The sequence below is a fragment of the Mesorhizobium sp. PL10 genome, from assembly GCF_053714315.1.
On record NZ_JBSKBR010000032.1, the window covers coordinates 12,585 to 34,588 of the forward strand.

At 64.0% G+C, this 22,004-nt stretch carries 20 protein-coding genes; 5 read left to right on the plus strand and 15 right to left on the minus strand.

Annotated features, from left to right (window positions below):
• Positions 1 to 30: 30 nt before the first annotated feature.
• The 9 genes from ACWGTO_RS29365 to ACWGTO_RS29405 all read right to left on the minus strand — a co-directional run bounded on the left by ACWGTO_RS29365 (position 31) and on the right by ACWGTO_RS29405 (position 11,127).
• Positions 31 to 1,773: an alkaline phosphatase gene (locus ACWGTO_RS29365; RefSeq protein ID WP_454578279.1), complete on the minus strand. Its 1,743-nt coding sequence runs from the start codon at positions 1,771 to 1,773 to the stop codon at positions 31 to 33.
• A 210-nt stretch (positions 1,774 to 1,983) separates the two neighbouring features.
• Positions 1,984 to 3,564 (minus strand): WD40 repeat domain-containing protein, encoded by a 1,581-nt coding sequence (locus ACWGTO_RS29370; protein WP_454578280.1) that lies wholly within the window; start codon positions 3,562 to 3,564, stop codon positions 1,984 to 1,986.
• 114 nt (positions 3,565 to 3,678) lie between these two features.
• Complete coding sequence (gene xth, locus ACWGTO_RS29375) at positions 3,679 to 4,449, minus strand: exodeoxyribonuclease III (RefSeq protein WP_454578281.1); 771 nt, start codon at positions 4,447 to 4,449, stop codon at positions 3,679 to 3,681.
• 21 nt (positions 4,450 to 4,470) lie between these two features.
• Positions 4,471 to 5,115 carry an alpha/beta hydrolase family protein gene (locus ACWGTO_RS29380; RefSeq protein WP_454578282.1) on the minus strand — a complete coding sequence of 215 codons (645 nt, stop codon included), beginning with the start codon at positions 5,113 to 5,115 and terminating at the stop codon, positions 4,471 to 4,473.
• Between the two features lie 192 nt (positions 5,116 to 5,307).
• Entirely contained in the window at positions 5,308 to 6,444 is a 1,137-nt protein-coding gene (locus ACWGTO_RS29385) for a tetratricopeptide repeat protein (protein ID WP_454578283.1), read from the minus strand.
• Positions 6,441 to 7,361 (minus strand): non-homologous end joining protein Ku, encoded by a 921-nt coding sequence (gene ku, locus ACWGTO_RS29390; RefSeq protein ID WP_454578284.1) that lies wholly within the window; start codon positions 7,359 to 7,361, stop codon positions 6,441 to 6,443. The genes ACWGTO_RS29385 and ku overlap by 4 nt, the downstream gene beginning before the upstream one ends.
• A gap of 354 nt (positions 7,362 to 7,715) precedes the next feature.
• Positions 7,716 to 10,202, minus strand: a complete 2,487-nt coding sequence (ligD, locus tag ACWGTO_RS29395) for a DNA ligase D (RefSeq protein ID WP_454578285.1) — start codon at positions 10,200 to 10,202, stop codon at positions 7,716 to 7,718.
• 247 nt (positions 10,203 to 10,449) lie between these two features.
• A complete protein-coding gene (locus ACWGTO_RS29400; RefSeq protein ID WP_454578286.1) occupies positions 10,450 to 10,674 on the minus strand; it encodes a hypothetical protein in 225 nt (74 codons plus the stop codon).
• Positions 10,675 to 10,803: 129 nt separating this feature from the next.
• On the minus strand, positions 10,804 to 11,127 hold the full coding sequence (locus ACWGTO_RS29405) for a c-type cytochrome (RefSeq protein WP_454578287.1): 324 nt from the start codon (positions 11,125 to 11,127) through the stop codon (positions 10,804 to 10,806).
• Between the two features lie 271 nt (positions 11,128 to 11,398).
• On the opposite strand from ACWGTO_RS29405, the gene ACWGTO_RS29410 reads away from it, so the two are divergent.
• Positions 11,399 to 12,406 (plus strand): aldo/keto reductase, encoded by a 1,008-nt coding sequence (locus ACWGTO_RS29410; protein WP_454578288.1) that lies wholly within the window; start codon positions 11,399 to 11,401, stop codon positions 12,404 to 12,406.
• A gap of 66 nt (positions 12,407 to 12,472) precedes the next feature.
• Positions 12,473 to 12,970, plus strand: coding sequence for an N-acetyltransferase family protein (locus ACWGTO_RS29415; RefSeq protein WP_454578289.1), 498 nt, complete (start codon positions 12,473 to 12,475; stop codon positions 12,968 to 12,970).
• Positions 12,971 to 12,979: 9 nt separating this feature from the next.
• Here the strand turns inward: ACWGTO_RS29415 and ACWGTO_RS29420 are convergent, their stop codons facing one another.
• The 6 genes from ACWGTO_RS29420 to ACWGTO_RS29445 form a co-directional block, all read right to left on the minus strand.
• Positions 12,980 to 13,222: a hypothetical protein gene (locus ACWGTO_RS29420; protein ID WP_454578290.1), complete on the minus strand. Its 243-nt coding sequence runs from the start codon at positions 13,220 to 13,222 to the stop codon at positions 12,980 to 12,982.
• A gap of 146 nt (positions 13,223 to 13,368) precedes the next feature.
• Complete coding sequence (locus tag ACWGTO_RS29425; RefSeq protein ID WP_454578304.1) at positions 13,369 to 13,998, minus strand: glutathione S-transferase family protein; 630 nt, start codon at positions 13,996 to 13,998, stop codon at positions 13,369 to 13,371.
• Between the two features lie 94 nt (positions 13,999 to 14,092).
• On the minus strand, positions 14,093 to 15,103 hold the full coding sequence (locus tag ACWGTO_RS29430; protein WP_454578305.1) for a LacI family DNA-binding transcriptional regulator: 1,011 nt from the start codon (positions 15,101 to 15,103) through the stop codon (positions 14,093 to 14,095).
• 144 nt (positions 15,104 to 15,247) lie between these two features.
• Complete coding sequence (locus ACWGTO_RS29435) at positions 15,248 to 16,255, minus strand: zinc-dependent alcohol dehydrogenase family protein (RefSeq protein ID WP_454578291.1); 1,008 nt, start codon at positions 16,253 to 16,255, stop codon at positions 15,248 to 15,250.
• 42 nt (positions 16,256 to 16,297) lie between these two features.
• Positions 16,298 to 17,068: an L-iditol 2-dehydrogenase gene (locus ACWGTO_RS29440; protein WP_454578292.1), complete on the minus strand. Its 771-nt coding sequence runs from the start codon at positions 17,066 to 17,068 to the stop codon at positions 16,298 to 16,300.
• Between the two features lie 197 nt (positions 17,069 to 17,265).
• On the minus strand, positions 17,266 to 18,585 hold the full coding sequence (locus tag ACWGTO_RS29445) for an ABC transporter substrate-binding protein (RefSeq protein ID WP_454578293.1): 1,320 nt from the start codon (positions 18,583 to 18,585) through the stop codon (positions 17,266 to 17,268).
• A 323-nt stretch (positions 18,586 to 18,908) separates the two neighbouring features.
• On the opposite strand from ACWGTO_RS29445, the gene ACWGTO_RS29450 reads away from it, so the two are divergent.
• From ACWGTO_RS29450 to ACWGTO_RS29460, 3 genes are all read left to right on the plus strand, one after another.
• Positions 18,909 to 19,889 carry a tagatose kinase gene (locus tag ACWGTO_RS29450; protein WP_454578294.1) on the plus strand — a complete coding sequence of 327 codons (981 nt, stop codon included), beginning with the start codon at positions 18,909 to 18,911 and terminating at the stop codon, positions 19,887 to 19,889.
• Positions 19,886 to 21,163 carry a D-tagatose-bisphosphate aldolase, class II, non-catalytic subunit gene (locus tag ACWGTO_RS29455; RefSeq protein WP_454578295.1) on the plus strand — a complete coding sequence of 426 codons (1,278 nt, stop codon included), beginning with the start codon at positions 19,886 to 19,888 and terminating at the stop codon, positions 21,161 to 21,163. The genes ACWGTO_RS29450 and ACWGTO_RS29455 overlap by 4 nt, the downstream gene beginning before the upstream one ends.
• Before the next feature lie 79 nt (positions 21,164 to 21,242).
• A complete protein-coding gene (locus ACWGTO_RS29460; RefSeq protein WP_454578296.1) occupies positions 21,243 to 21,836 on the plus strand; it encodes a DUF922 domain-containing Zn-dependent protease in 594 nt (197 codons plus the stop codon).
• Positions 21,837 to 22,004: the final 168 nt, after the last annotated feature.

The window sequence follows — 22,004 nt, forward strand, 5'->3', positions numbered from 1 at the left end:
GCGGCCGGAATCAATCATAGTCCGCGCGGCTCAGTTCGTCGCCGGCGCAAGTCCCAAGGCATCGGCCAGCACGCGGTAAACGTCGCTCTCTTCCATGTAGCCCTTGAAGCCTTCCGCGCCAGGACCGGTGGCCTGCAGCACGACGTCATCGACGGCATGAACCGCGCTTTCGGCGTTCTTCGGCAAATTGCCTTTGCGCAGCACCGCGCCGGGTACGTCCTTGTACTTCTCGTTGGCGACGTATTCCTTGGCCTCGTTCTGCACCGTCGGCACGAACGGACCGTCGAGCTTCGGACGGAACGTCTCGTAATAGTCGGGGAAGTTGGCGCCGAAGATCGCCAGACGGCGCGAGACATCGACGCTGTCGGGATAGCCGTCGCCATTCTTGTCCTCGTAGTTCGGGAAGCCCGCGTCGGCATAGACCCCGACCTTGTCGCGCATCTCCGGACCCGGCTTGTTGTCGTCGATGGTGCCAAAGATGGAGACGCTGTGGGTGTGGTCGCCGGTGGCGACGATCATCGTGTCGGGGTGGGTCTTGGCGAATTCCATGGCAATGCCGACCGCCTTGTCGAACTCGATGACCTCGACCATGGAGCGCTCCCAGTCCATCGGATGCGACATCTTGTCGATCAAGGCGCCTTCGACCATCAGGAAGAAGCCGTCCGGGTTTTTCGACAGTTCACCGAGCGCGACATTGGTCATTTCGACCAGGCCCGGCTGGTTGGGGAAGGTTTCCACGGTGCCCTTTTTGAGGAAATCGCGGTCGAGCGTGACGTCCATGTTGCCGGTGTGGAATAGGCCGAGGATCTTGCCGGTGTTGGTCTTGGACGCGGCCTCGAGTTCGGTCTTGTCGGTGGCAAGGGCGTATCCGGCATCCCGGAATTTTGCGATGTAGTCGGTGTCGTCCTTGCGCTTGGAGCCGGCCGTGCTCTGCGGCAGGAAATAGGCGGAGCCGCCGCCGAGGATGACGTCAGGCTGCGTCTGATAAAACATGCCGACGATGTCGGCCTTGTCGCTGCGGCTGCGCGTATGGGAGACGACGGCTGCGGGGGTGGCGTCCTCGACCTCGGCCGTCGAGACGACGCCGATCGACTTCTTGCCGGTGCGCCGCAGAGCCTCGGCGATGGTCTCGACCTTCGGATCATCCTGGCTCGACTTGGTGCGATCGGCATAGACGCCGAGCGCGTTCACCGCCGTCTTGTGGCCGGTCATGTAGGCCGACATGGTGTTGGCGCTGTCGGTGGCGATGGCGTTCGTCGACGACGTGCCGATGAAGGCCATATGGTCGAGATCGTCCATGTTGAGCCGGCCGTTCGCCTTGCCTTCGGTCATGCCCTTGGACATGATTCGCGCGCCGGTGCGATGCGCGACGGAGAGGCCGTCGCCGAGCAGGAAGATGACGTTCTTGGCACGAGGCGTCGCGGAAGTTCCGAACACCTCCCATTTGACGGACTTGGTCTCGTCGCCGGCCTTGGCTTCGATCTCATAGGTGCCGGGCTGGCTGATGCTGGCGGCCCGGATCAGAATCGCGGAGGCATCGACCCCCTCTTCCTTCTCCACGAACTCGACCTTTTTGCCGAGGACCTCTTCGGCCGGCTTGCCGTTGATCGTCACCGTGACCTGGTCGGGGGTGACGACCTTGTCGAATTCGACCTTCAGGTCGAAGGGCGACTGGGCGAGGATGGTGGCGCGGTCGAGAGGATAGATCGTGGCTGCGCCAGCAGCACTGGCAAGACTTGTCGTGACCGCAAGCGCGATCAGGGGGCGAAGCATAAGTGACCTCCAAAATTGACAGATAAAAGACAGTTTTTGGTATTCGCTGCCGATGTCTGTTGTATGACAGAATCTTGCTAGGACCGCTCACATTCTCGCGTAGTCCAAAGCTGGTTGAGAAACAGGATTGAACGAAGCTGGCTGCCGGCCATCTCTCCGGTGTGGGGATCAGCCGTTATGCAAGCCTCCTCCAACCGACCAACACGCCCCTCACTGCGGCGCGCCGGCGAACAGTATCTCGCCGTCGCCGCCCGCTGCTGGCCAATCCCTGATGGTGCGGTCGTCGCCGCCGGTCAGCAGCGTGCCGTCGGGCGCGAAGGCGACGGCGTAGATCGGGCCGGTGCGGCTGTCGAACATGGCGATCTGGCTGCCGGTGTCGACATCCCATAGCCGCGCCGTGCCGTCGAGCGAGCCGGAGGCCAGGCGCTTGCCGTCGGATGACAGCGCCAGCGTATAGACGGTGCCTTCGTGGCCCTCGAAGCGGCGCACCTCCTTGAAGGTGTCGAGGTCCCAGAGCTTGATCGTGTAATCGCCGCTGCCGGTGATGACGTGATGGCCGTCGGCGGTGAAGACGGCGCCGTACGCGCCCTGCTCATGGCCGTGCCAGCTGCGCAATTGCTTGCCGTTTTCGACGTCCCAGAATTTAAGCGTGCCGTCGATGGAGCCGCTCAGCGCGCGCGTGCCGTCGGGCGAGATGGCGACGGTGCTGATCGGCCAATCATGCCCAGTCAGCACATGCAGCGCGGATTTGTTGACGAGGTCCCAGACGATGACGTTGCCGGTGTCGTGACCGCTGACGGCCCGCTTGCCGTCCGGGCTGATCGCCAGCTTGCGCACGCCGCCATTGTCGCCCGACGAGAAGACATGCAGCACCGTGCCGTCGGCAAGCTTTCGCAGCACGATCTCGCCGTCGTCGCCGGCGGTCAGCGCGGTGGCGCCGCCGGGCATGAACAGCGCCGTGCGCGCCATGTCCTTGTGCTCACCAAGGTTGCGGATCAATCGCTTGCCGGCGATGTCCCATAGCTTGATCATGTGGTCGGTGCTGGCGCTCATGATGTCGTGGCCATCGGCTGACACGGCGAGCCAGACGACGGCATCGCGGTGGCCGTCGGGCTCGGTCGGCAGCGGCGGTTCGGCCGGCGGCAAGGGCGCCACCGTTTCCGGTGGCGAAGGAAGAGCGGCTTGTGGCGGCGAGGCCGGAGCCGGCGGCGGAGCTGCTTCCGGTGGCGGTGTCGCCGGAGCAAGAGCGACCTCGGACGGCTTCGCCGGCGCCGAAGGCGGTTGGACCGGAGGCTCTGGCGGGTTGGTTGCCTGTACGGGTGGCGGAGCCGCTTGCGCGGGCGGTGTTGGCGCAGCGGGCGGCGCCGGCGCGCTGGCTATGTCCTTCGGCTCGTTGCTCTTGGGTTCGGCGGGCTCCTTTGGTGCGGCCACGTCACCGCCAGGGCCAGCACCACGCCAAGGGCCGAACCGATCGGCCAGCAACGCCAGGACGACAGTTGCCAGCAGAACCAGGAAGGTTCGCCGCAGCTTGGGCCTGCCGGGGTTTTGCACCTCCGCCGCCCGACCGAACAGCGGCGTGCCCGACAGGTGGTTCGGAGGTGCCGGCAACGCACCGGCAAAAAACAAGATCGCCCCGACCACGCAGGCCGCGCCCGCAACGAACAAGGCAACCAGGCGAATGGATGCGAAGGAAGCAGCAATACTTGCATCGCCTTGCGCCAGACGCTGCATGGCGAAACAGACCACGCCAATCGCCAGCAAGAGCAATGCAAGCGCCCTGTCCCTGTTCATTGGCTCTCCCCTCGGCCCGCGCTTCGGCCCACCCGTTCATGAGACTAGCGACGAAATGCGTATCGCAAGATGCCCGATATGAAAGTGGTTGAGATCACGCAGCCTCAGCCAAGCTCACTTCAACTCCACCCATACCGGCGCGTGGTCGCTGGCGCCGTCCTCACCTCTGATATCGCGGTCGATACCGGCAGCTTTGAGGCGGCGCGCCAGTGTCTTGGTCAGCAAAATGTGGTCGAGCCTCAGGCCAGCGTCGCGCGGCCAGCGGTTACGGCGGTAGTCCCAGAAAGTGTAGAGCGTTTCCTTCGGGTATTTTTTGCGCAGCGCATCGATCCAACCCTGCTCGAGCAGCCGCCGGAACGATGCGCGGCTCTCCGGCTGCACCAACGCATTGTCGTCATAGGAACGGGTGGCGTAGATGTCGCGCGGCTCGGGCACGATGTTGTAGTCGCCGACCAGCGCCACCGGCAGGCCGGTGTCGAATAGCTCACCGGCATGCGCCTCCAGCCTTTCGTGCCAGGCCAGTTTGTACTGGAATTTCGGCCCCGGTTGCGGGTTGCCATTGGGGGCATAGAGGCAGGCGATGACGATACCGTTCACGGCCGCCTCGATGTAGCGGCTCTGCCTGTCGGCCTCATCGCCGGGCAGGACGTCACGGGTCAGCACCGGTTCGGATCCTCGCGCGAGTATGGCGACGCCATTCCAGGTCGGCTCGCCCTTCCACACCGCGCCATAGCCGGCCTCTGCCAGCACCGTGCGCGGAAACTGCATGTCGCGCGCCTTCAGTTCCTGCAGGCAGACGACATCGGGTTTGGCTTTGGCCAGCCATGCCAGCAGATTTTGCAGTCGGCCGTTGATGTTGTTGATGTTGAAGGAGGCTAGTTTCATCGGTCTGCCTTGGGGCGGCGATCAGGAGGCGATCCTGTCCGCCCATGCCTTCACAGTTTCCGCCAGCGTCTTCAGATGATCCGCAGTCGAAAAGCCGGAGATTGCCTTGCGCGGCTTCAGATCGTGGTCGCCGTCCTCCAGCCAGATGATCTCAATGGCATCGGAAAGACCGTAGGTCGCGACCTCTTCCCTGGTGCCGAACTCGTCGCGTGTGCCCTGGAAGATCAGCGTCGGCGTCTTCAAGCCGACAAGATGCTTCGTCCGCAGTTGCTCCGGCTTGGCCGGCGGATGGAAGGGATAGCCGAGGCAGATGACGCCGGCGATCTCGCCATTGGCGAACATCTCGTCGGCCACCATCGAGGCGACGCGCCCGCCCATCGACTTGCCGCCGATGATCAGCTTTCCGGTGACGCCCCTGGCGCGCAGGTCGGCGATCGCCTTGATGTATTCGGGGTTGACGGTCTCGGCGCGCGGTGGCGGCTTGCGCTGGCCGTAGCGGCGCGCCGCCATATAGTGGAATTCGAAGCGCGCGACCTGGAAGCCGGCAGTGGCAAGCGCCTTGGCGGTAGCGGTCATCGAGGGGGAATCCATCGACGCGCCGGCGCCATGGGCAAGCAGGACGGTGACGGGGCCGGTGTCGTGGCCGTCGAAGAGGAAGGTGGTCATGAGGTGGCCTTCCTGCTGAGGCCGAGTTCCGTCACACCCCCCTCTGCCCTGCCGGGCATCTCCCCCGCAAGGGGGGAGATTGGCGGTTCAGGCGCCTTGCCCAACCGCCCAACGATGGAGATAGGCAAAGGCCGCGAAGCGCTTGATCTCCCCCCTTGTGGGGGAGATGGCCGGCAGGCCAGAGGGGGGTGCTCAAGCGCGAACATCTCTCTCCCCCGCCAGCTGCAAATCCACGAACTGTATTCCCTTCTGCGCAGTCCGCGCCCATTCGCTGTCCGCGTCGAGTTCGAGATAGCGCACCCAGTTCCGCCGGGCCTCCGCCAGATTGCCGACGTCAAACTCCAGACGGGCGAGGTTGAAGACCGGATCGGCATAGGTCTTGTCGAGCGCGATCGCCTTTTGCAGGTGCCGGCGCGCCGACGCGATCTTGCCCTCGTCGCTCATCAGGCCGGCGAGGTTGAACCACGCCTCGACGAAGGCCGGGTCGAGCTTTATCGCCCTTGCATAGTCGTGTGCGGCCTCGCTGACACGGCCGGCGCCGCGCAGGCAGTTGGCGCGGTTGAAGGCGGCGATCGCGTCGCTCGGATCGATGCTGAGGCAGCGCTGGTAAAGGAACGCGGCCTGCTCGTGATCGCCCTGCTCTTCCGCGCTTTCAGCCTCTGCGAACAAGTCTTCCAGCGTATCGTAGCCGGCAGCACTTGCACTGCCGAGATCGAACAGCAACTGGCCGTCGAGTTCGCTCTGGCCGCCTTCGAGATAGATCGCATCGGGGCGGCCATGCTGCGAACCGACATTGAGGGACTTGGCGGTGAGCGAGGCGACCGGACCGGAGCGGTGCACCGAGCGGGCAATCGCGCCCCATGAGGCGCCGCCGGCCACCAGCCCGGCATATTTGCGGGCGAGGATGAGGTCGCGGAAGGAATAGGGCTCGCCATCATGCTCGAAAGCGTCGAAAAGGCTGAGCAGGTCGAGGTCGGCGCCCGACAGTTTTGACTGGTCGATGAGTGACTGCCTGGACAGCGAGGACGCCTCCGGCGTCTTCATCAGGCTGAGCAGGCGTAGGAAGCCATTTTCGCTAAGGAGCGTTCGCCCGGCGGTGCGCTCGGCTGAGACGCGGCGCTCTATCTCGGCATCACCGGCCTTCGCCATGCCGGCCCTGGCAAGCAGCGTGCGCCCGAACACAACATGGCTGGTGCGCCTGGTGACGCCGCGCCGCAACTGGCCGTGCCGGCGTTCGACCTCGCGCGCGGCGAGCCGCAGCGGAAATGCCGCCAGCGCGCCGATGGTGCCGAAGACGGCGCCGGAGGTTATACCGGTGGGCGCCGTCACCCCTTGCTCTTGCCGACGGCCTTCAGCAGGTTGGCCTTCAACGGGTTTTCCTTGGCGGCACCTGCCCCACTCTTTGCAGTGCTTGCCTTGGCGGCCGGCTTCTCAGCCTCATCGGCTTTGCTCTTCGACTTGGCTGGAGGCTTGGCCGATTGCGAGAGGCTGGCCTTCAGCGCATCCATCAGGTTGATGACATTGCCGCGTTCCGGGGCAGCCGCAATGATCGGCTTGTGGCCCTTGAGCTTCTCGCGGATCATCGACATCAGTGCGATCTCGTAGCGGTCCTCATAGTTCTTCGGGTCGAAGGTGGTTTCCTTCTGCTTGATCAGCGCTTCGGCGAGTTGCAGCATTTCGGCGTCGGGTTTTCCCGCCGGGATATTGCCGAAATATTCAGCCGTGCCGCGCACTTCGTTCGGGTTCCTCAAGGTACACACGAACATGCCGTTTTCGCGGGCACCGATCGTCACCACGCGCTCGCGGCTGGACAGCACAAGGCGGGCGATGGCGAGCTTGCCGGACTTGCGCATGGCCTCGCGCAGCACGGCGAAGGTTTCCTCGGCCATGGCGCCATCCGGAGCCATGTAGTACGGCGCATCCTGGTAGATGACGTCGACCTCGTCCTCGTCGACAAAGGCCTCTATGTTCATCGTGTGGTTGGATTCGATCCTGACCGTATCGAGGTCGGCATCATCGATGATGATGTACTGCTTGTCCTCGTACTCGTAGCCCTTGACCAGATCCGAACGCTCGACCAGCCCCAGCTCAGGGTCGACCGGCTTCATGTTGATGCGATTGTGGGTCTTCTTGTGCAGCTGATTGAACGAGATCCGCTCGCTGGTCGTCGTTGCCGGATAGAGCCGGACCGGACAGCTGACGAGGCTGAGCTTGAGGTAACCTTTCCAACTTGCCCTGGGCGCCATGAACTCTCTCCTACGCGGCCATGCACTGACACACCGATGCAGCGCTTCGTCCGGAGGACGAACGGGGCTGCGGAAATCCTACATCGATCCCTAACGCTACATCAAATTCCTGACGAAATGTTTCAAGGGCTCAGGCGAGAGGATAATTCAAATTGTCTGGAGCGTCGATGGCGCAGCACCGGTTCCTCGCCCCTGCGGAGCGGGGGAGAGGTGGCTCGGCGAAGCCGAGACGGAGAGGGGGATGGCGCAAGCCTGAGTGTTTCCAAGGGGCGTCTGAACCTTGGAGCGTCGGCGCAAGCCCCCTCTCCGTCGCTACGCGGACACCCCTCCCCCACGTTGTGGGGGCGAGGAACCCTAGATCTTGAAAGCCGGCAAATCCCTTGCGAAATCCTCCATGTCCGCCCAGGGATCGCCCGACGTCGCCAACAGGCCCGGCAGTGAGGAATAGTTCAGATCCTGTGGCGCATCGATTGCCTCCAGATCGCTCCAGCTCACCGGCGTCGAGGCCGGCAGGTTGGTGCGGGCCCGTAGCGAATAGGGGGCGGCGGAGGTGTGGCCGCGCGCGTTGCGGTGATAGTCGATAAAGATGCGGCGCTTGCGGTTTTCCTTCCCCATGGTCGTGGTGAAGGTATCGGGCGCGGTGGTCGCAAGATGGGTGGCAATGGCGCTGGTCGCCTGATGCAGCTTTTTCCAGTTCTGCTTTTGCGTCACCGGCACCGTTATGTGGATGCCGCTGCCGCCTGAGGTCTTGGCGAACGGCACCAGGCCGAGCTGCTCCAGCTCGCCCTTGATGTGGACCGCAGCCTCCACCACTTCACGCCAGGCAATGCCCTCGCCCGGATCGAGGTCGAAGACGATCAGATCGGGCTTGTCGAGGCTGGTGCGATGCGTACCCCAAGTGTGGAACTCGACGACGCCGAACTGCGCCAGCGCCAGATAGCCTTTGGCGCCTTCTACCGACAGATAGGACTTGACCTCGCCTTCGGAATTGGCGGTCTCGAAAGTGACGACGGATGGCGGCATGCCGGTGAAGGCGTGGCGCTGGAAGAAACAGTCCTTCGGCAGGCCGGTCGGACAGCGCACCAGCGACACCGGGCGGCCCATAATGTGCGGCAGCATGAAGTCGCCGACCAGCGCGTAATAGACGGCGATGTCGAGTTTGGTCGGCCCTGTCTTGCCAAACAGCCGCCGCTCCGGATTGGTCACCCAGATTGTGGCGAGGTCTGCCTCGGCGATCAGCCGTTTGCGCTTCTGCGACACCGGCGTCGACAGGCCGACATCGCGCAACCCACGGAACACGCCATGGCGCAACGAATTGTCGGCCGTACGGTTGGCATAGTGGATGCGCGCCGACAGCAGCGGCCGCACCCATTTCATCTCGCGCATGATCTCGCGCGGCACGCCCTCGGGCGCGGTCGCGCCATCTCGAAGCGGCTCCAGCCGGGCCAGCAATTCGTTTGCGGTTGCGGCATCGAAGCCGGTGCCGACCTTGCCGCGATAATGCAGTTCGCCATGCTCGAATTCGGCCATACCGAGCGCGGCCAGCCCTTCGGCCGCGTCGGAGACGGTGTAGCCGGCAATGATGAAGTCGCCATTCTGCAGCGCCTTCACCTTGGTCCAGCTCTTGGTGCAGCCGCTCTGGTAGATGGCGTTGGCGCGCTTGGACACGACGCCTTCCAGCCCAAGATTCGAGGCCTGCTCGTAGAGCCCTTGCCCGTCGCCCTCGACATGATCGCTCACCTGGATGGCGGAGTTGGCGCCGAGGCCTGCGAGCAGCTCCGCGAGCAGAGCCTTGCGCTTCTGCAGCGGCGCCTTGCGCAGATCCCAGCCGTCGAGATGCAAGAGATCGAAGGCGTAGAAATGCAATTTGGAGCCGGCACCCGCCGACAGCGCATCCTGCAGTAGGGCGAAACGGGAAATGCCCTTGCCGTCCAGCACCATGATCTCGCCGTCGATGATCGCCTGGTCGAGAGGCAGCTTTGCAAAGGCCTGCGGCAGGTCGCCATAGCGCTTCGTCCAGTCGATACCACCGCGGGTGATCAGCCGGACCTCACCACCCGCAATATGCGCCATGGTGCGATAGCCGTCGAATTTTATCTCATGCAGCCAGAGCTCGCCCGTATCCTCCACAGGCCCGCCCGGTGGCTTCGGCACCTGGGTTGCGAGTTGCGGCTCGATGCGCGACGGCGGATCGCCTTTGACAGCGCCGGGTAGCGCGCCGGGTTTCAGCGCGCCGGGTTTGGGCGGCAGGCGGGCCGGCTTCTTCGGCGGCGCCACTAGCTCCTCGATGCGCTTGCCCGATTTCACGCTTTCCGGCCGCGCTTCCAGGATATCGAGGCTGGTGTCGGCGGCGAGGTCGCGCTCCTTGAACAGCAACCAGTTCTTCTTGTTCTCGTCTTCGCCGGGCTTGGGCTTCAGCCGGGTCAGCATCCAGCCGCCATTGAGTTTTTGCCCGGCTAGCCGGAACTTGAACGCGCCGGTGCGCAGGCTCTTGTCGACATCGTCCATCGGCGCCCAGGTGCCGGTGTCCCAGACGATCATCGGGCCGCCGCCATATTCGCCTTCGGGAATGACACCTTCGAAGTCGATATATTCCAGCGGATGGTCCTCGGTCTCGACGGCGAGCCGCTTGTCGGCCGGGTTGAGCGAAGGCCCGCGCGGCACCGCCCAGCTTTTCAGCACGCCGCCGACCTGCAGGCGCAGATCGTAATGGTCGGCCGTGGCGTGATGCTTGTGCACGACGAAGCGGTTGCCGTCGCCTGAAATGAGCCCGCCCGCCGGTTCCGGTGTGCGATTGAATTCGCGCTTGGCGCGGTAGGATTTGAGCTTGGAGGGAGGCATGAGTTAGGCGGGAGCGGCGGCATGGCCGGCTTGCAGGCGTCGCGTTCCTTCACACCCCCCTCTGGCCTGCCGGCCATCTCCTCCGCAAGGGGGGAGATCGGATGACGCGTATGCCTTCGTCAATTTCCAGCGATGCAAAAAGGGTGCCGGCGGCGAAACGGCTAATCTCCCTCCTTGTGGGGGAGATGTCCGGCAGGACAGAGGGGGGTGCTGTCCCGCCAACCTTGCCCTCTTCATCCTGGAATGCTCAATCGTCGGCGGCTGGCATCAAGTCCAGCTCGGCCGGAGTCAGCCCCTGTTGCAGCTGGCTCAGCCGGAATTCATCGACCCAGTAGGCCTCGCCATCGACCAGCACGCGGGCGGAGTAGACCCCACCGGAAAAGCTTTGCGCGGTGATGTACACCTTGTGACGGTCAAGCGCCTTGCGCACCGCGGCGCGTTTGGACTTCTGGCTGGCGACGGGATTGACCATGGCAAACTCATACACACGAGCCGCAAGATATGGCGGCGGTATAAGGATGCGGGAGATCGGCCGCACTGTCAATTTGACCGACTCCGGTCGCGCCTAGGCCGGAACCGCGCGGACGTTACAAAAAGGGGCTTAAGGCGGAGCTTCGACGGTAATCTTGATCGCGGCATAGTAAGCCGCAACATTGGCGATGTCTTCATCGGTAAGGCTCTTGACGACCAGCGACATCATTTGACTCTTGCGCTCGCCGGCCTTGTAAGCCATCAGCGAGTGGACGAGATAGTCGTACTTCTGCCCGGCGATATTGGGCGTGTAAGACAGTTTGCCGAGGCCATCCTTGCCATGGCATGCTGTGCATCGCGCCATGACTTTCTGGCCAGCGGTGATGTCGCCTGCTGCCTGCGCAAATGATGAGGTGGCCACGAGGGCAGCCAAGCCAAGGATCAAACCACGCATAGCTATGCTCCGTGAATGCTCCGTAGATCGGACTACAAGGCATCGTACACCCGGCGAGACGGCATAGCGAATCTTCCAATTCAAACTGAGACGCTAGCCCTTATTCCGGTGCGCTATGAAGATGGCGGCGTGCTGCCGATGCATGCCGGGGTCCGCTGACCGGCACGCCGGATGTCATGCCCTATGCCATCGACCTAAAAGCGCCGAGCGCCTATGGAAACTGAGCGAGCTGGTCCTATAGTTTTGTCTGTCCTCCCGGAGATCACAGACTATGACCCTCAGAACCCGCAAACTCGGCAGCCAGGGGCTGCAAGTGTCGGCGATCGGCCTCGGCTGCATGGGCATGAGCCAGTCTTACGGTCCGGCCGACGAGGCAGAATCGATCGCCACCTTGCACCGCGCCATCGAACTCGGCTGTAGCTTCCTCGACACGGCGGAAGTCTACGGCGCCTATGCCAATGAAGAATTGCTCGGGCGAGCGCTGAAGGGCCGGCGCGATGAGGTGACCATCGCCACCAAATTCGGCTTCCGCATCGAAAACGGCAGACAGGTCGGCACGGAGCGCGACAGCCGGCCCGACCATATTCGCGAGGCGCTCGAAGGCTCGCTGAAGCGGCTCGGCACCGACCATGTCGACCTCTACTACCAGCACCGCGTCGACCCTGCGGTACCGATGGAAGACGTCGCCGGTACGATCGGCCGGCTGGTTGCCGAAGGCAAGGTGCGCTTCTTCGGCCTGTCGGAGGCAGGTGCGGCCAACATCAGCCGCGCGCATGCGGTGCACCCGGTGTCGGCGCTGCAGAGCGAATATTCGCTTTGGGAGCGCAACCTGGAGCCGGAGATCATCCCGTTGCTCAAAAAGCTCGGCATCGGCCTGGTGCCGTTCGCGCCGCTCGGCCGCGGCTTCCTCGCCGGCGCCGTCAAGCGCGCCGAGGAGTATCCCGAAGGCGATTTCCGCCGCGGCGACCCGCGCTACCAGGGCGCCAATTTCGACGCCAATGTCGCCGCAGCCGCCGCGGTGCAAGAGGTCGCAGCTGCGAAGGGAGTGAAACCCGCACAGATCGCGCTGGCCTGGGTGCTCGCCAAGGGCGACAGTTTCGGCATCGACATCGTGCCGATTCCCGGCACCAAGCGGCGCAAGTATCTGGAGGAGAACGTCGCGGCGGCGGCGATCAAGCTCGAACCCACCGGAATGGCTGCGCTTGACGCGGCGCTTGCGCCGGGCAAGGTCGCAGGCCCGCGCTACAATGAGCGGGTAATGACGACGATCGATCGATAGGACGATCCTTTTTCGCACCCTGCGCGGCTCTTGATTGCCGGCGCGATCTCGGCATGATCGCAGGCGATGACCCAGATCAGAGCCATGACCGCAAAAGACGTGCCGTCGGTGTCGCGGCTGTTGGGCGAATCCTGGCGTCGCACCTATTCACCGATCATGGGAGCTGCGATCACCGCGCGGCTCTCGGACGACAAGCACGCGCCTGAGCGGCTGGCTGAGGAACTCAGCGATGACAACAAGATGTCGTTCGTGGCCGAGCGGCCGGACGGGTCGATCGCCGGTTATGCGATGGCGGCGATGGACGATCGTGGCGATGTCATGCTCGACCGGCTGCATGTCGACAAGACCGAGTTCGGCAGTGGGCTCGCCACCGACCTGCTGCACGCCGTGCTCGCCGCCCATGCCGGCATTCCCTCGATTGCGCTGGAGGTGATCGAAGGCAATGACCGGGCGATCGCCTTCTACCGCAAACACGGCTTCGAGGCGGTCGAGCGCCGGCCGGCCGCGCACGGCGTCGGCGGTCATGCCTCGCTGATCATGCGCAGGCTGCTATCGAGGGCGTAGACGGAGGCCCTACTGAAACCCCACCGCCGGCGCCACCGGCCCATCCTCGTCCTCGGGCATGTCGAGGATCTCGATCAGCCGCGCCACCTTCGTTCCAGGCAAGGGGCGGCCTTCGTTGACCAGCGCCTCGTCGGCGCCAAGCCAGGCGAAGGCCTCGCGCAGTTCTTCAAGGTTGGCGCCGGTCAGCGCGATGTCGGCAATGACCGCCTCGTCTACCGGGCCTAACACCGAAATGATGTCGTCGCGTGTCATGGTCACCTCCATGCAAGGTGCCGGCCTGTCGTCGCGATGACGCCGGGACCCGGCATCCAGTCGGCGGATTGCGAACTCGAAAACCGCCGACAGACAGAATCTGGGTCTTGTTTTCGACCAGACAAGGTGAACGCGCGGCTTTGCCGTCAGGCATTGGAATGCGGATCGATGCCGTAGACATGCACGCGATAGCCTGGACCGATGGCAGCAGCCACTCGATCCATCCAGGCGAGGACAGCCGGATAGTTCGCCAACGCGAAGCCGCAATCTTCGGCCAGGTGGCCGTAGGCATAGACGGCGATGTCGGCGACGGTGAGCGTGTCGCCGACAAGGAACGGCGTATCGTTCAGGCTGCGCTCCAGCGCGGCGAGCGTGCGGGCGCCGGCTTCGCGCTTGGCTGCGACCATCGCCTGGTTGCGCTCCAGCCTTCCGCTCAGCGTCCAGAAACGCAGGGAGCCGATGACCGGCTCGACATGGTACTGTTCGAAGAACAGCCATTGCATGATTTTGGCGTTGACATAGCGGTCGGCCGGCAGAAACGGCGTGCCCTCGGCGAGGTAAATGAGGATCGCATTCGATTCAGCGATCGCGCGGCCATCCTCCAACTCAAGCACCGGGACGGCGCCGGCCGGGTTGAGCTTCAGGAAGGCGCCTGTGTGGCTCTCGCCCTCGAAGATCGACACCAGGCGGCTCTCATAGGGAATGTCGAGCAGCCCTAGGACAACTCTTGCCTTCCAGCCGTTTTGCGATGGCAGGTAATCATGAAGCGTGAGCATGGCTGTCCTTTCGCTGCGGTCGCCGCCAGCCATGCATGGGATCCGCGACAGTTGCCACCCGAATCCTGCGATGTGAACGCAGGAGATCGGCTACTTACGCCGAACTGCGCAGCATCAGCTCGGCGTTGAGCAGTATGCGCGCGCCTGCCCGTTTTGCGGCGGACGCGTCCTCATCCAGCCGCTCGAGCAGCAGGCCGATGGCGAGGCGGCCGATCTCGTTGTAATTCTGCGCTACTGTGGTGATCGGCGGGCAGGCATAGCGCGACAGCGGATGGTCGTCATGGCCGGCGACCCTGAAGTCGCAATCCGCCCCGTGGCCGACCTTCAGTCCGAGCTGGAAGGCGGCGCCGAGCACGCCGAAGGCGACGCGATCGTTGGCGCACAGCACGGTTTTGGTCGGAAAGCCGCTACTTTTCAGGATGCGCATCGCCTCGTCATAGCCGAACTTTTCGAAATCCCACGAGCGCACGTCCTCGACCGGCACGATCGACGGCGTCATCTTGAACTGCCGCATGGCCTCGACATAGGCGTCCTGGCGCGCCGAGGCATTGTTGTTGACCAGAGGCATGGCGAAGTAGCAGGGCGGCTCGCCGGAGCGGCAGAGATAATCGACGATCAGCCTGAAACTCTGTCGGTTGTCGGTGCCGACGAAAGAGGATGTCTCGTCGAGCGGCGAGTCGACATAGATCAGCGGGATGCTCGATCCGAGCTCGGCCAGGATGCGGTGGTGCGACTGCACGCCGAGCGGCGCGATGATGGCGCCGGCGATGTTCATCGAGCGAAATGTCTGGATCGCCTGGTCCTCCATTTCGGCGCGGCCGTCGGAGGACAGCACGAAGGCCAGGAAGCCGGCCTCGTTGGCGATCAGCTCGATGCGGCGGGTCAGCGCCATGTAGAACGGGTCGGTCGAGTTCGGGATGATGACGCCGAGGATGTTGCTGCGGCGGCGGTTGAGGTTGACCGCGAACATGCTCGGGCGGAAATCGGATTTCTTCAGCGCCGCCTCGATGGCGCTGCGGGTGTTCTTGCGGACGGAACTAGGGTCGTTGAAATATTTGGAGACGGTAGTGCGAGACAAGCCGACGAAGTCCGAGAAATCCTCCATCGTCCTTATCGTCTTTGCCATCTGCCGCCCCCTGTTCGACCTTCCCCGTCCCTGTCTACGTGAGTCACCTTGCCGCGCAAAGCAGCAAGGTTTCACCCGTGGTAGAGCCAGTTTGCCGGTTCATGACGTGCCGTGCATCCTCATTCAAATATCCGCCGCAAACTGGATTTTCATCGTCGCTGGATCGCCGCTCGTCTTGGCGAAGAAGGGCAGCATTTCGGCAAGCGGTAAGCGGTGGCTGACCAGCCTCGCCATGGTGCCGTCGTCGCGCTTGAGGATGTCGAGCGCCTGCGGGATGTTGCGGTTCAGCGAATGCGAGCCGGCCAGCCTGATCTGCCGGCGGAAGATCTCGAACGGCGCAACCGAGATCCTGGCATCGGGGGGGCAGACGCCGAAGACGAGTGCCGTGCCGCCATCCGCGGTGAAGCCGATCATGCCTTCGACCACTTTGGCGACGCCGGTGGCGTCGGCGACGAAATCGAAGCACCGCGCCTTTGCCGAAAGCGCCTCTGATCCCGACATTAGCGGCTCTAGTCCGAGCGCCTCGGCGAAGGCAAGGCGCGGCTCGCTGAGGTCGGCGACAGCCACCTTTGCCACCCCCGTCGCCTTCAGCGACAGCGCCAGCAGCAGACCGATCGGCCCGGCGCCGAAGACCAGTGCGGTGGCAGGCATGCGCTGCTCGATGCCGGCGGCGCCGAGGCCGTTGAGCACGCAGGCAAGCGGCTCGGCCAATGCGGCGGTGGCGAAGCCGAGTTCGCCGATATCATGCAGATGATCGACGGCGACGAGGCTGAACTCGGCGAAGCCGCCGTCCTCGGTCACGCCATAGGCTTTGAGCGAAGCGCACAGATTGGCGAGACCCTTCCTGCAACTGGCGCAACGGCCGCAAGGTATGTTTGGGTCGACGGCGACCCGGTCGCCGGGCTGCACGGCGGTGACGTCTCCCGCGACGGCTTCGACGACACCGGCATATTCATGGCCGGGAACGAGGGGGAACGCGCCCTCGCCATAGCGGCCATGCAGCACCTCGATGTCGGTGTGGCAGAGGCCGGCGGCGCGGACCCGCACCAGCGCATGCCCGGGCGCGATGTCTGGCAAATCCAGCTCCGCCATGCGGGCAATACCAGCGCCGGAAAATCGGATGGCTTTCATTGTGTCCTCTCGTCTTGACGTTCCGAGTGGCGCGCCGGCGTCTCAACTCATCCAGTTGCCGCCGTCGACATTGTAGGTCTGGGCCAGGATGTAGTCGCTGTCGGACGAGGCGAGAAAGACGGCGAGGCCGGCAACGTCCTCGGGCCGCGCGAAACGGCCGATGGGCACGGATTTCGCCACCGCCGCTTTCTTCTCGCCGGGCTTCAATCCCTCCCAGCGGGCGAAGTGGGCATCGACGACTTCCCAATGTTCGCCGTCGACGACGCCGGGGGCGATGGCATTGACGTTGATGCCATGCTTGACCAGCGCCAGTGCCGCTGATTGCGTCGCCGAAATGATCGCCGCCTTGGAGGCGCAGTAAAGCGTCACCAGAGCCTCCCCGCGGCGGCCGGCCTGGCTCGCCATGTTGATGATCTTGCCGCCGCGGCCGCGCGCGATCATGACATTGGCCACCGCCTTCATCACGAACAGCGGGGCCTTGAGATTGATGTCGAAGACACGGTCATAGCTTGCTTCGGTGATATCGGTGATCGGCGCCATGTCGAAGATGGCCGCGTTGTTGACGAGTATATCGATGCCGCCGAATTTCTTATCGATCTCGGCCACGACAGTCTCGATCGCATCGAGGTCGGTGACGTCGAGCCAGACGGCGCTTGCCGCCGGACCGATCGCGGCGGCCGCCTTGGTCGCGCGATCGATGTCGATGTCGGCGATCACAACTTTGGCGCCTTCGCGGACAAAGGCTTGCGCGAAGCCCAGCCCGATGCCGCGCGCGCCGCCTGTGATCAGGGCAATCTTGTCGGTCAGCTTCATTGCGATTTTTTCCCGAGTTTCAAGAAACGATATCCGGGCCGCCAGGCGGCGGCCAGCGCGTGGCCTTTTGGAGAACGCACGGACCCTCAAATGCTCTGGCGGGGTCCGTGCATCCTCCCGGCCTGCTGCAACGGAAGGTCTGGACAGGCCGGGATCGCCAGGAGCGGCACACGCTCCGTTCCTGGCGTAGCTATTGCCTATTTGATGTAGCCGGCCTCGGTCATGGTCCGCTCCACTTCGGTCTGAGCGCCGGCGAGCACGTCGTCGACCGACTTCTGGCCGGTGACGGCGGCGGCGACCGCCTGGCCGACCTCGGTGCCAATGCCTTGGAACTCAGGGATGGCAACGAACTGGATGCCGGTATAAGGCACCGGATCCTTGGTCTGCTTGGTTGGGTCGGCGGATTCGATCGCCGAAAGCACCGTCGCGGCGAAGGGCGCGGCCTTCTGGTAGTCCGCGCTGGCATAGGTGGATTTGCGCGTTCCCGGAGGTGCCGCGACCCAGCCCTCGGTCTCGCCGACGCGCTGGACATAGGCTTTCGAGGTCGCCCACTTGACGAAGGACTTCGCGGCGTCCGCCTTCTTGGACGAGGCCGGGATGGCGAGGCTCCATGCCCAGCCCCAGGCCGAGCCGTTGGGCGTGACCGCCACCGGCGCCTTGGCGAAGGCCACCTTGTCGGCGACCTTGCTCTGCTTCGGATCGTAGACACGGCCCGCCGCCGAGGTGGCGTCGATCCACATGGCGCAATGGCCCGACGCGAACAGCGTCTGGTTCTCGTTGAAGCCGTTGGAGCTGACGCCCGGAGGGCCGTCCTTCTTCATCGTGTCGACATACCAGCCGATCGCCTTCTTCCACTCAGGGGAATTGATCTGCGGCTTCCAGTCCATGTCGAACCAGCGGCCACCGAAAGTGTTCACCAGCGTGCCGACGAAGGCCATGTTCTCGCCCCAGCCCGGCTTGCCGCGCAGGCAGAGCCCATACTGTTCCTTCGACTTGTCAGTGAGCTTGTCGGCGAATTCCGTGATCTGGTCGTAGGTCGGCTGCTCCGGCATCTTCAGGCCGGCGGCGTCGAAAAGGTCCTTGCGGTAGAGCGTGAACGAGCTTTCGGCATAGAACGGCACGGCATAGAGATTGCCGTCGACTGTCAGGCCGCTGCGCACCGGCGCGATCAGATCGTCATAGTCATAATCGTCGCCGAGATCGTTGAGGGACGTCAGCCAGCCTGCCTTGCCCCAGATCGGCGTCTCATAGCCGCCGATAGTGAGAACATCGAACTGGCCGGCCTTGGTGGCGATGTCGGTTGTGACGCGTTCGCGCAGAACGTTCTCCTCCAGCACCACCCAGTTGACCTTGTTTCCGGTCGCCTTCTCCCATTCCGGCGACAGCTTCTGCATGATGATCATGTCGCCATTGTTGACCGTGGCAACCGTGATTTCCGTGGCGAGCGCCGCGCCCGTCGCGAGCGCCGAAGCAGCGGCCGACACGGCGAGAATTCCGATAAGCTTACACGTTGGCATTTGCGATTCCTCCCTTACGAATGCGCATGAATAACTGAACATGCGTGTATATTTCATTGCGCTACAAAACATCCACTGTCAAGGCATAAATGGCGGGAATTTTGCCGCGACGGTCACGCATTATGCATGGTCGTGCGCAGACAGGCGCGTTGATAAAGTCACCGACCCGCCACATAAAATGTACATGCGTATAGTTTTGCCTTGACTTTGCTTTCGCCGCGATTTACCTCGACCCGCAGCCAGGCGCTATCGTGCGGTCCACCGCGGACCGCATCGCGTTCAGCTCCGGAGGGAAGGCTTTGGGGGAGACGAAATTGCAGGCAATGAGCCGCCGCAGGGAGATCGCCGCCGAGGCCGTGGGACCAACGATTGTCGCCGGCGAAATCCTGGTCGAGATCATGGCGATAGAACGGGGTTTTGGCTTCGTTGAGCCGCAGACCCTGGTCGGGCCATTCCCTAGCGGCGCACCGGCGATCTTCATTGACCAAGTGGCAAGGCTGGGCGGCAGCGCCGGGCTTATCGGCTGCGTCGGCCGCGACGATTTCGGAACGACCAATCTGGAGAGACTGAAGCGCGACGGCGTCGATGTTTCGGCCGTTGATGTCAGCGACCGCTACCCCACCGGAAGCGCGTTCGTACGCTACCGACCCGATGGCGGCCGCGACTTTGTCTACAACATCGCCGAATCCGCCGCAGGGCAGATCCGCCTTACCGCCGCTGCACGCCTGCTGGCGGATAGAGCCGGCCATTTGCACATCATGGGATCGACGCTCTCGGTTGCCGGGCTGAGGGAGATCGTCACCTACGCCGTGCAAGCAGTCCGCGCCCGCGGTGGCTCGACGTCGTTCGATCCGAATATGCGCAAGGAGCTGATCGACGGCGCCGATGGCACGCTGTTTTCAGCACTGGTCGACGATGCCGACCTGCTGCTGCCGTCCGGCGACGAGCTCTCCGCCGCGGCCGGCGTCGATGACGAACGCCAGGCGGTGGCGGCGCTGATCGCCAGGGGGGTCGGCGAGATCGTACTGAAGCGCGGCGCTGCCGGCTCTTCCTATTTCGGCGCCGACGGCACCAGGATCGATTGCGCTGGCTTCGTGGTCGAGGAAGTGGACCCGACCGGCGCCGGCGACTGTTTCGGTGCGACCTACCTGACCTGCCGGCGCGGCGGGATGGAGCCGGCCAAGGCGCTGTTTTATGCCAATGCGGCCGGCGCCCGCAACGTCACGCGGCAAGGCCCGATGGAGGGCGTTGCCGGCTTCGACGGGCTTGACGACTTCATCGCCGGTACAGCGAGGCAGACATGACGATCAATTCGCTTGCAGGGCTCGCCAGCGCGCGGGCAAACGGATCGCCTTACGGCATAACCTCGATCTGCTCGGCGCATCCGCTGGTGATCCAGACGGCGATACGGCGTGCGGTCTCCGACGAACAGGCCAGCCTGCTGATCGAGGCGACCTGCAACCAAGTCAACCAGTTCGGTGGCTACACCGGGATGACGCCCGACCTGTTCGTCGCCTTTGTGCTGGAGATCGCCGGCAAGGAGGGGCTGGAGGCCTCGCGCATCATCTTCGGCGGTGATCACCTGGGACCCAACCCTTGGCGCACCGAGCCGGCGGCGCAGGCGATGGCCAAGGCCGAAGCCATGGTCACGGCTTACGTCTGGGCGGGCTTCAGCAAGATCCACCTCGACGCCTCGATGGGCTGCGCGGGCGAGCCCGCCGCGCTCGACGACGAAACCATCGCCACGCGGGCGGCGCGGCTCGCCAGGGCGGCCGAAAAGGCAGCGCGCGAATCCGGCGGCGTGCCACCGGTCTACATCATCGGCACCGAGGTTCCCGCGCCCGGGGGCGTTGACCACGCGATCAGTGACCTGAAACCCACCGAAGCTGCGGCGGCGCGCCGCACGATAGAGGTTCATCGCGAAATCTTCGCCCGGGAGGGCGTCGCCGAAGCATTCGGCCGCGTCATCGCCGTGGTGGTGCAGCCAGGCGTGGAGTTCGGCAGTCAGAATGTCGTCGCCTACAGGCCCGAGGCGTCGAAGGCGCTGACCGGACTGCTCGACGAGGAACCGACGCTGGTCTACGAGGCGCATTCCACCGACTACCAGAGCCGCGCGGCGCTGACGGCGCTCGTCCAGAGCGGCTTTCCCATCCTCAAGGTTGGCCCAGGCCTGACATTTGCCTTGCGCGAGGCGCTCTACGGGCTCGACCTGATCGCCTCCGAAATCGTCGCGGACTATGGCGAGAGATCGCTAGCACGCACGATGGAGCGGGTGATGCTGGCGTCGCCCGGCAATTGGCACAGCCACTATCATGGCGATGAGAAGAGCCTTCGTCTGCAGCGCCACTACAGCTACAGCGATCGGATCCGCTATTATTGGAGCAACCCCGCCGCCTACGTTGCCGTCGGCCGCCTGCGCGAGGCGCTCAGTGGCGTCGCCATTCCCGAAACGCTGATGCGGCAGTTCCTGCCGACGCTGCCGGCTGGACTTGGACCGGCTGGCAATCCCGAAGCGATTTTTCACGCGGCGATCGGGCAAGTGCTGGCCGATTACGACGCCGCCTGCCGCGGCGGTTGAATCCTGCAACGGCTTTGTCAGCTGCCGCGCCCAATGCTAGAGCGAAGGGCATAACGTGAGGCAGCCCTTTGACATCAGCATGAAACCAGTCGTTTTGTTCGTCCTGCTCGCGGCCTTGTCCCTCGCCTCGCCTGCACGCGCGGACTGGAAGCCGCTCGAGAAGGTCGAGACCTACGCCATATCGGGCCAAAACGGCCCCGAACTCTATGCATCGATCGGCGAAGCAGGCCCGTTGCTCGGCAAGGGGCGGGTCATTGCGCACACCAATTTCAAGCTGACCTGGACCAGGGACTACAAGCCGCAAGGCGGCGCCTGCGTGCTGCGATCCGCGCGGCCGAAACTTATCATCACCTACACCTTGCCCAAGCCCGCCGCATCGCTGTCGCCTGCCGTGCAAAAGAGCTGGGAGACTTTCGCCGCCGGGCTCGCCGCCCATGAAAAAGTGCATGGCGCAGCCATCGTCGAGATGGTGCACAAGATCGAAGCGGTGAGCGTCGGCCTGACGATCGCCGACGATCCCGGCTGCAGCAAGATCCGGACCGAGTTGACCCGGCAGCTTGCCCAGATCTCACTGGCGCAGCGGCAGGCCAGCCGAGACTTCGACAAGGTCGAATTCGGTCCCGGCGGCAATCTGCGGCAGCTGATTTTCAATCTGATGACCGGTCCCCGATGAGCCGATCATGATGGGCATTCCGTACCGACCGTCCGCGCGCTCCGCACAATAGTAACGCTGGCGCATCGCCGCTTTACAGGCTTGCTTGGTAGCGCTACCGTCCCTTGTCGCGCGACCCTTATGGGGACTGGGGAGGCGGTCGCGGGCGGGAGAGCAGCGGTTTCCTTC

Bases quoted from the DNA above. Each gene is read 5' to 3' on its own strand.
- xth (WP_454578281.1), bottom strand. From the start codon at position 4,449: ATGAAACTAGCCTCCTTCAACATCAACAACATCAACGGCCGACTGCAA.
- ACWGTO_RS29425 (WP_454578304.1), bottom strand. From the start codon at position 13,998: ATGCTCACGCTTCATGATTACCTGCCATCGCAAAACGGCTGGAAGGCA.
- ACWGTO_RS29440 (WP_454578292.1), bottom strand. From the start codon at position 17,068: ATGAAGCTGACCGACAAGATTGCCCTGATCACAGGCGGCGCGCGCGGC.
- ACWGTO_RS29430 (WP_454578305.1), bottom strand. From the start codon at position 15,103: ATGGAGGATTTCTCGGACTTCGTCGGCTTGTCTCGCACTACCGTCTCC.
- ACWGTO_RS29415 (WP_454578289.1), top strand. From the start codon at position 12,473: ATGACCCAGATCAGAGCCATGACCGCAAAAGACGTGCCGTCGGTGTCG.
- ACWGTO_RS29365 (WP_454578279.1), bottom strand. From the start codon at position 1,773: ATGCTTCGCCCCCTGATCGCGCTTGCGGTCACGACAAGTCTTGCCAGT.
- ACWGTO_RS29445 (WP_454578293.1), bottom strand. From the start codon at position 18,585: ATGCCAACGTGTAAGCTTATCGGAATTCTCGCCGTGTCGGCCGCTGCT.
- ACWGTO_RS29370 (WP_454578280.1), bottom strand. From the start codon at position 3,564: ATGAACAGGGACAGGGCGCTTGCATTGCTCTTGCTGGCGATTGGCGTG.
- ACWGTO_RS29455 (WP_454578295.1), top strand. From the start codon at position 19,886: ATGACGATCAATTCGCTTGCAGGGCTCGCCAGCGCGCGGGCAAACGGA.
- ACWGTO_RS29460 (WP_454578296.1), top strand. From the start codon at position 21,243: ATGAAACCAGTCGTTTTGTTCGTCCTGCTCGCGGCCTTGTCCCTCGCC.
- ACWGTO_RS29450 (WP_454578294.1), top strand. From the start codon at position 18,909: ATGAGCCGCCGCAGGGAGATCGCCGCCGAGGCCGTGGGACCAACGATT.
- ACWGTO_RS29380 (WP_454578282.1), bottom strand. From the start codon at position 5,115: ATGACCACCTTCCTCTTCGACGGCCACGACACCGGCCCCGTCACCGTC.
- ACWGTO_RS29400 (WP_454578286.1), bottom strand. From the start codon at position 10,674: ATGGTCAATCCCGTCGCCAGCCAGAAGTCCAAACGCGCCGCGGTGCGC.
- ACWGTO_RS29405 (WP_454578287.1), bottom strand. From the start codon at position 11,127: ATGCGTGGTTTGATCCTTGGCTTGGCTGCCCTCGTGGCCACCTCATCA.
- ligD (WP_454578285.1), bottom strand. From the start codon at position 10,202: ATGCCTCCCTCCAAGCTCAAATCCTACCGCGCCAAGCGCGAATTCAAT.
- ACWGTO_RS29410 (WP_454578288.1), top strand. From the start codon at position 11,399: ATGACCCTCAGAACCCGCAAACTCGGCAGCCAGGGGCTGCAAGTGTCG.
- ACWGTO_RS29435 (WP_454578291.1), bottom strand. From the start codon at position 16,255: ATGAAAGCCATCCGATTTTCCGGCGCTGGTATTGCCCGCATGGCGGAG.
- ku (WP_454578284.1), bottom strand. From the start codon at position 7,361: ATGGCGCCCAGGGCAAGTTGGAAAGGTTACCTCAAGCTCAGCCTCGTC.
- ACWGTO_RS29420 (WP_454578290.1), bottom strand. From the start codon at position 13,222: ATGACACGCGACGACATCATTTCGGTGTTAGGCCCGGTAGACGAGGCG.